This is a genomic window from Sphingomonas segetis (genome assembly GCF_009720245.1).
GTDB lineage: Bacteria > Pseudomonadota > Alphaproteobacteria > Sphingomonadales > Sphingomonadaceae > Sphingomicrobium > Sphingomicrobium segetis.
In genome coordinates, this window is record NZ_WJSQ01000129.1 from 1 (window position 1) to 7,940 (window position 7,940).

Annotated in this window: 9 protein-coding genes; 8 read left to right on the plus strand and 1 reads right to left on the minus strand. The window is 66.1% G+C overall.

Annotated elements, in window-relative coordinates:
• From GH737_RS11370 to GH737_RS11395, 6 genes are all read left to right on the plus strand, one after another.
• On the plus strand, nt 1-473 hold a 473-nt coding region (locus tag GH737_RS11370), incomplete at its 5' end, for a riboflavin kinase (RefSeq protein ID WP_275401964.1).
• Nucleotides 474-691: 218 nt separating this feature from the next.
• The gene (gene ileS / locus GH737_RS11375; RefSeq protein ID WP_155264931.1) at nt 692-3,628 is read left to right on the plus strand and encodes an isoleucine--tRNA ligase; all 2,937 of its coding nucleotides are present in this window, start codon (nt 692-694) and stop codon (nt 3,626-3,628) included.
• A complete protein-coding gene (lspA, locus tag GH737_RS11380; protein WP_275401965.1) occupies nt 3,621-4,139 on the plus strand; it encodes a signal peptidase II in 519 nt (172 codons plus the stop codon). The genes ileS and lspA overlap by 8 nt, the downstream gene beginning before the upstream one ends.
• Complete coding sequence (locus GH737_RS11385) at nt 4,132-4,542, plus strand: DUF3035 domain-containing protein (protein ID WP_155264933.1); 411 nt, start codon at nt 4,132-4,134, stop codon at nt 4,540-4,542. Before lspA ends, GH737_RS11385 begins: the two co-directional genes overlap by 8 nt.
• Before the next feature lie 27 nt (nt 4,543-4,569).
• Nucleotides 4,570-5,121 carry a winged helix-turn-helix domain-containing protein gene (locus GH737_RS11390; RefSeq protein WP_155264934.1) on the plus strand — a complete coding sequence of 184 codons (552 nt, stop codon included), beginning with the start codon at nt 4,570-4,572 and terminating at the stop codon, nt 5,119-5,121.
• Nucleotides 5,122-5,196: 75 nt separating this feature from the next.
• The gene (locus GH737_RS11395; protein WP_155264935.1) at nt 5,197-5,556 is read left to right on the plus strand and encodes a hypothetical protein; all 360 of its coding nucleotides are present in this window, start codon (nt 5,197-5,199) and stop codon (nt 5,554-5,556) included.
• Here the strand turns inward: GH737_RS11395 and GH737_RS11400 are convergent.
• Nucleotides 5,553-6,386: a sulfurtransferase gene (locus tag GH737_RS11400; protein WP_155264936.1), complete on the minus strand. Its 834-nt coding sequence runs from the start codon at nt 6,384-6,386 to the stop codon at nt 5,553-5,555. The two genes, GH737_RS11395 and GH737_RS11400, sit on opposite strands and share 4 nt — an antisense overlap.
• Before the next feature lie 45 nt (nt 6,387-6,431).
• Between GH737_RS11400 and queF the strand changes: the two genes are divergently transcribed.
• The gene (gene queF / locus GH737_RS11405) at nt 6,432-6,878 is read left to right on the plus strand and encodes a preQ(1) synthase (RefSeq protein WP_155264937.1); all 447 of its coding nucleotides are present in this window, start codon (nt 6,432-6,434) and stop codon (nt 6,876-6,878) included.
• A gap of 3 nt (nt 6,879-6,881) precedes the next feature.
• Nucleotides 6,882-7,898 (plus strand): 2-dehydropantoate 2-reductase, encoded by a 1,017-nt coding sequence (locus GH737_RS11410; RefSeq protein WP_155264938.1) that lies wholly within the window; start codon nt 6,882-6,884, stop codon nt 7,896-7,898.
• Nucleotides 7,899-7,940 lie beyond the last annotated feature (42 nt).

Here is a 7,940-nt window from a genome sequence, read left to right on the forward strand (position 1 = left end):
TGCCGCAGGTGGTGCTCGACGGCGAGCGCATCTCGTCGGGGCGCGTTCGCGAGGCGCTGGTCGCCGGCGACACCGGCACGGCGACCCGAATGCTGAGCCGCGACTACGCCGTCGAAGGTGTCGTCGAGCGCGGCGATGCGCGCGGCCGGGAACTCGGCTACCCGACGGCGAACCTGTCACTCAGGGATTATCAGCGGCCGAGGTACGGCATCTACGCGGTGCGGGTGAGGCTGAACCACGGGCGCGAGCATCCCGGTGTCGCAAGCCTCGGTGTGCGGCCGACGTTCCAGCCGCCGGAGGAGCTGCTCGAGGCGCACCTGTTCGGATTCGAGGGCGACCTTTACGGCCGTAACATCGAGGTTGCGCTCCACGCCTTCATCCGCGAGGAGCGGAAGTTCGACGGGGTCGACGCGCTGGTCGCCGAGATGCGGAACGACGAGGCGCAGGCTCGGCGGCTGCTCGCCATCGACTAACCGTCATTGCGAGCGCAGCGAAGCAATCCAGGAAAGATCCTTTTCACACGAAGGCACGAAGGAGAGAAGGCGCGAAGGAACGGCGCCTCGTCTTCGTGGCTTCACTTCTTCTTCGTGCCTTCGTGTGAATCCATTATTCCTTGTGGATTGCCGTGGCAGCTGCGCTGCCTTGCAATGACGGTTTGCACAGCGCGAAGGGGCGGCTAGAGCCGCCGCAAATGGCCGACCCTCCCGACAAGCCCGATTACAGACCGACGGTCTTCCTTCCGCGCACCGACTTCCCGATGAAGGCCGGGCTGCCGCAGAAGGAGCCGGCGATCCTCGCGCGGTGGGAGGAGGCCGACCTCTATTCGGAGGTCCGTCGCGCCCGCGCCGGCCGGCCCAAGTTCATCTTCCACGACGGCCCACCCTACGCCAACGGCGACATCCACATCGGCCACGCCTTGAACCACACGCTCAAGGACATGGTCGTGCGCACCCAGACCCTGCTCGGCCGCGACGCGCCCTACGTGCCCGGATGGGATTGCCACGGCCTTCCGATCGAATGGAAGGTCGAGGAGCAGTACCGCAAGAAGAAGCTCAACAAGGACGAGGTGCCGGTCAAGGAGTTCCGCGCCGAGTGCCGCGCCTATGCCCAGCATTGGGTCGACGTGCAGCGCGAGCAATTGAAGCGGCTCGGCGTCAGCGCCAATTGGGACAAGCCGTACCTGACGATGTCGAGCTTCGCCGAAGCCACGATCGTCGCCGAGCTGTTCAAGTTCGCCGAGACCGAGCAGCTCTACCGCGGCGCCAAGCCGGTGATGTGGTCGCCGGTCGAGAAGACAGCGCTGGCCGAGGCCGAGATCGAATATGAGGACATCGTCTCGACCCAGATCGACGTGGCGTTCGAGATCGTCGAGAGCCCGATCCCGGAGCTGATTGGCGCGCACGCGGTGGTGTGGACGACCACGCCCTGGACGATCCCGGTCAATCAGGGGATCGCGTACAATCAGGGCATAACCTATTACCTATTCAAGGCGAACGACGGACGAGATTACCTAATTGCGTTTGATCTGGTGGACGCTTTCCGCGCTCGAACTGGCTTGAGCGACCGGGATGATCCGACTGCGCCTGACATTAGCGATAACGACGCACTAATCAGGCACACAGCATCGCGCACGTACGTCGGCACGAAGCTAGTCCGAACAATCGCCCGCCACCCGATGCACAAGCTGGGCGGGTTCTTCGCCAAGCCGCGCCCCTTCCTGCCCGGCGACTTCGTCACCACCGATCAGGGCACCGGCCTCGTCCACATGGCGCCCGATCATGGCGAGGAAGATTTCGAGCTGTGCCGCGCCAACGGAATCGACCCGGTGTTCGCGGTCGATGCGGGCGGCTTCTACCGGCCCGACTGGCTCTGGCTCGGCGGGCAAGGGTCGGTCATCAACGCCAAGTTCAACGCGCCCGACGGGCCGATCTGCTCCGACCTGCGCGAGGCGGGCGCGCTGCTCGCGGCGAGCGCGGACTTCCAGCACAGCTACCCGCATTCGTGGCGGTCGAAGGCCAAGGTCATCTACCGCTGCACCCCGCAATGGTTCATCGCCATGGACAAGCCGATCGAGGAGAGGAACTGCCGCTGGTTTTTCGAGAGCCGGTGGGAGAATGAGGGCGGCGCATTGCGCGGCACCCCCCCGGCCTACCAACAGCGCACGCTGCGCGAGATCGCGCTGCAATCGATCGCGCAGACCCGCTTCGTCCCGGACAAGGGGCGCAACCGGCTTGGATCGATGGTCGAGGGCCGCCCCGACTGGGTGATCAGCCGGCAGCGCGCCTGGGGCGTTCCGATCGCCTTGTTTGTCGACAAGAAGAGCGGCGAGCTGCTGGTCGACAAGGACATCAACCGGCGCATCGTCGCGGCGGTCAACGAGCACGGCGTGGACGCCTGGTCACCGGAGAATGCCGCCGACTTTCTCGGGCCCGGCCGCAACCCCGACGATTACGAGATGGTCGGCGACATTCTCGACGTGTGGTTCGACAGCGGCTGCACCCACGCGTTCGTGCTCGAAAGCGGCGAATGGCCCGAGGAGCGCTGGCCGGCCGACCTCTATCTCGAAGGCTCCGACCAGCATCGCGGCTGGTTCCAGTCGAGTCTTCTCGAAAGCTGCGGCACCCGCGGGCGCGCGCCCTACAATGCCGTGCTGACCCACGGCTTCACCATGGACTCCAAGGGCCTGAAAATGTCCAAGAGCCTGGGCAATACGGTCAACCCGCTCGACCTGATGAAGGAATATGGCGCCGACATCCTCAGGCTGTGGGCGCTGTCGGTCGATTTCACCGAGGACCACCGGATCGGGAAGGAAATCCTCGGCGGCGTCGCCGACCAGTATCGCAAGCTCCGCAACACCTTCCGCTATTTGCTCGGGGCGCTCGCCGAATTCACGGAGGAGGAGGAGAAGGTCGAGGCGGAGGCGATGCCGGAGCTCGAGCGCTACATGCTCCACCTCGCGGGCGGGCTCGACGCGAAGCTGCGGCGCATCGCCGATTTCAACCCCGACGAGCATTGGTCGGAGGATCATCCCGAACTGTTCGACTTCACCAGCTACGTTCGGCTGATCGCCGACTTCGCCAACAACGATTTGAGCGCCTTCTATTTCGATATCCGCAAGGATGTTCTTTATTGCGACGTCAACGCGCTGACCGGTGCCCAGTCGCAGCGGCGGCGGGCCTATCGCACGGTGCTCGACACCCTGTTCCATGCGCTCGTCCGCTGGCTCGCCCCGGTGCTGGTCTTCACCACGGAGGAAGTGTGGGGAACGCGCTATCCCGACGCGGGGTCGGTGCACCTGCTCGAATGGCCGGTAGTGCCGCAGGTCGATTCGGACGAAGCGAAATGGGCCAAGCTTCGCGAGCTCAGGACGCAGGTGACCGAAGCGATCGAGCCGCTTCGGCGCGACAAGGTGCTGGGGTCGAGCCTGGAAGCGGAAGTGTGGGTGCCGAGCGACGAGGATCCCCAGCTGCTCGCCGAGCTGTTCATCACCTCGACAGTCCACAAAGGCGATGAGATCAAGGTGGCGAAGACGAGCAACCACAAATGCGGGCGCTGCTGGCGGCATCTGCCGGGCGTGATCGAGGACGGCGCGCTGGATGCGCGGTGTGCGGAAGTGCTTCGTGGTTAAGTACCGCCTCGGCTTCGCGGTGGCGCTGCTGGTGTTCGTGCTCGACCAGCTGATGAAGTGGGTGGTCACCGACCGCCTCGGAATCAACCGGATCGGTGACCAGCTCGTGCTGCTGCCGATCTTCAACTTCACCTACACCGAAAACAACGGCATCTCGCTCGGGCTGCTCAACGCGACCAATCCCGTCGGCCGATGGATGCTGGTCGCGCTGACAACCGCGATCGCCGTCGCCGTGGCGGTGTGGATCGGGCGCGAGAAGAACCGGCTGGACCAGATCGCGCTCGGGATGGTGCTGGGCGGAGCGCTCGGCAACATCCTCGACCGGGTGCGGTTCGGCTATGTGATCGACTTCGCCGACCTCCATTTCGGCGACTTCCGCCCGTTTTTGGTATTCAATGTGGGCGATGCGGCGATTAGCATCGGCGTCGTGATCCTGTTGCTGCGCGCGTTCCTCGCCCGTAAGGATCATCGCGAAGGGCAAGAGCCCAGGGAGACAATCGAACATGCGTAAAGCCTCCATCGCTGTCCTGGCTGCCGTCGCTTTGGCGACGAGCGGCTGCGCGGCGCTCACCGGGAGCCGCAAGGCGCCTGACGAATTCATGGTCGCGCGCAACGCGCCGCTGATCATCCCGCCCGACTTCAGCCTCGCACCGCCAGTTGCAGGGACCCAGGGGCTGTCGGTGGGCGAAGCGCAGCAGCAGGCGATCGACGCTTTGTTCGGCGGCCCGGCGCCGCGCTCGCCGGCAGAAATGAGCCTGCTCGACCAGGCGGGCCGCAGCGAAGCGCCGATCGGCATCCGCTCGACCGTGTGGGACCCGGACACGCGCATCGTCGACAAGGGCGCGACGACGCTGCAAATCCTGCAGGCGCCGGCGGCCAACACCGCGGTTGCCACCGCCCAAGCCGGTCAGTGACGCCCGGGCGGGGGAGCAGAACCTAAGATGGCCGAACAGAATCTATCCGGACGCCTGGTCGAGATCGAATCCATGCTCGACCGATCGCGCCGCCGTTTCGAAGAAGGGACGCGGCTGGTCGAGGAAGCGCACAAGCTGCTCGCCGACATCCAGCAGGCGCTGATCGGAAGCCCGCGCGCCTCCTCGCCCGAAGACAGCGAGGAAGTCGCCTCGCGGCTGCTCGCCTCGCTCAAGGCGAGCGGCACCGAGATGCCGGAGACGCTTTGCGGTGGGCGGCTTGCGGTCGACCAGGTTCAGCGCCTGATCCGCATCGACGGCCACCCGATCGGAATCACCGAGATGGAATATCGCGTGCTCGAGCTGCTGGCGTTCGCGCGCAACAATGTCGTCACCCGCGCGATGCTGCTCAAGCATCTCTACCGCCGCGCCGACGACCAGCCGCAGCCCAAGATCATCGACGTGTTCATCTCGAAGCTGCGCAAGAAGCTGCGCAATGCGAGCGGCGGGGCGGAGTTCATCGAGACCATCCCTCAGCGCGGCTGGATCCTGCGCGACATCGACGCGAAGAGCGGAGCTTAAGCCGGGTTGGGCCCCTGCCTTCGCAGGGGTACGATGATTCACCTTTCATTAGCCTCGCCGGTTTACCCCCGGGGCATGCTTCATCTGCTTGCACCGCCCGCGACTCAGGAATCGCCGCTTCCGTACGCCGAAGCCGTGTCGCGGCTGGCAAGCGTTCGCCATGCCCTTCGGCTGGTCGAGCCGTTCGGCGGCGGCCCTGCGTCGGACCCAAGCGACGACGAGGCTCTTGCCGCTGGATGGGATGGTGCCGGCGATGCGAGGCAGCAGCAGTTCGACCGCCGCTCCGAGCGCATGATCGGCTCCGCCGCGGCAGGAATCGAGGCATTGCTCGTCGAAAGCCAGGAAGGACGCGAGCCAAATGCGGCCGCGAGCCAGGCGTTGGTCGACGAAATTCGCCGCGAGCTCAGCGAAATCGCCGGGATTATTCTCGCCTAGGCAGGCCCCAGCGCCTTCGGCGTCGCCGGATCGGCGCCCCACTCGCTCCAGCTTCCGTCGTAGAGACGCGTTGAACCGTTGCCGAGCAGGTGCGCGGCGAAGACCAGGCTGTTTGCGGTAACGCCGGAGCCGCAGCTGGCGACGAACGGCTGCGCGGGATCGATGCCGGCCTCGGCGAACAGGCGGCTCAGCTCCTCGTTCGATCTGAACGTGCCGTCCTCGTTGTACAGCGCGGAGAAGGGGAGGTTGCGCGCGCCGGGGATATGACCGGGCTCAACTCCCGGGCGGGGATCCGCGTCGGTCCCTTCGAAGCGGCCCTTGCCGCGTGCATCGAGCAGCGGCGAGCGGAACTCGCCGGCGAGCAGCTGTTGCTTGGTGACGATTTCGTCGCGCGGCTCGGCGGCGAACGTCGCTCTGCGCTGCCTGGGCTCGCTGCTTTCGACCGGCCGGCCTTCGGCGAGCCATTTCTGAAAGCCGCCGTCGAGGATCGCGACCTGCCGCGCGCCGAAATGGCGCAGCATGAACCAGCCGCGCGCGGCGGTTCGGAGCGGCGAATTGTCGTAGACGACGATCCCGTCATCGCGGCCGATCCCGAGCCGCTCCATCGCGGCGCCGAAATCGGCGGCGGTGGGTAGCATATGGGGAGCGGGGTTCGTGCCGTCGGAAAGCGCGTCGATGTCGAAAAAGCGTGCGCGGGGGATGTGCGCCTCGAGAAATTCCTCGCGGCCGCTGCGTCCCGACGCGGGCATGTGCCAGCTCGAATCCACGACGACGAGGTCGGGATTGTCGAGATGCTGCGCGAGCCATTCGCTTGAGACCAGCGAATCCATCGCCCGAGGATAGGCGCGCGAAGCCCATGCTGCTAGTTTCCGGGAATGGAAACGCGGCATCTCGGTCAGGCGAGCACCTTGCCGGCATCGCCCGAAGAGGCGGTGCTCGATTATGTGCCGAACCCGCGTGCCGGATCGCTTTACGCGGTGCGCTTCGCCGCGCCGGAGTTCACGGCGCTGTGCCCGGTGACCGGCCAGCCCGACTTCGCGCATCTCGTGATCGACTATGCGCCGGCGGCGACGATCGTGGAGAGCAAGAGCCTCAAACTTTTCCTCGGCAGCTACCGCAACCATTGCGGTTTCCACGAGGACGTAACCGTCGGCATCGGGCAGCGGCTCACCGAAGAAATGAAGCCGACATGGCTGCGCATCGGCGGCTATTGGTATCCACGGGGCGGAATCCCGATCGACGTCTTCTGGCAATCCGGTTCGCCGCCAGAAGGCCTGTGGCTTCCCGATCAAGGAGTGCAGCCCTACCGCGGACGGGGGTAGGAGATGGACGGGGGGCCGCGCGTCGCCGTTCTCGGCGCGGGATCGATCGGCTGCTTCGTCGGCGGCGCGTGGCAGGCGGCGGGCTTGCCGGTCACGCTCATCGGACGGGACAGGCTCTCCAGGGACATTGGACGGCACGGGCTGACACTGACAGATTACAGCGGCTGGCAGGCGCATTTGCCGCCCGGCGCGGTGGACTATCGAAGCGACGCGCAGGGGCTCGGCGAGGCGGACATCATCGCCGTCGCGGTGAAGAGCGGCGACACTGCCGCAGCGGCCGCCGAGATCGACAGGCACGGACGCGACGGCGCAACCGTCATCAGCCTTCAGAACGGGATCAGCAACATCGAAGCGCTCGAGCAGGGGCTGCGCGGCCGGTTCGAGATCGCCCGCGGCATGGTCGGCTTCAACGTCGTCTATCTCGGCGACGGGCACTTCCATAAGGGGGTGCAGGGCCAGGTGTGGACCGAGCGGCGCGATGCGGCGGAGGAGCTGGCGGACCGCATCGGCCCCGGGCCCGCAGCGCTCGAGCTGTCCGACGACATGCTTGGCCTCGCCTGGGGCAAGCTGCTCATCAACATGAACAATGCGGTCAACGCTCTGTCCGGCAAGAGCCTCGCCGACGAGCTTCGCAAGCGCGATTACCGCCGTGTATTCGCCGCTTCGATCAGCGAGGGGCTTCGGCTCCTCGAAGCTGCGGAAATCGAGCCGACCAAGGTCGGTCCGCTGCCGTTCGACTTGCTCGTGCTGGCGCTGGAACTGCCCGACTGGCTGTTCAACAATCTGTTCTTCCGCCTGTGGAGGATCGATCCCAAGGCGCGCTCATCGATGAGCGACGACCTTGCCGCGGGGCGCAGGACCGAAATCGATTATCTAAATGGCGAGATCATCCGGATGGCGGAGCGGCTGCGCATGGACGCATCGGTCAGCCGCAAGGTCGTCGAGCTCGTGCACAAGGCGGAAGCCGGCGCGCCGCCGCTGGCGCCCGCGGCGCTCCGCCGGGCGGTGCTAGGCGGGTGAGTCGAGCGGCTTCGCGGCGCGCCGCCGGGTCGTCGCGTAGAG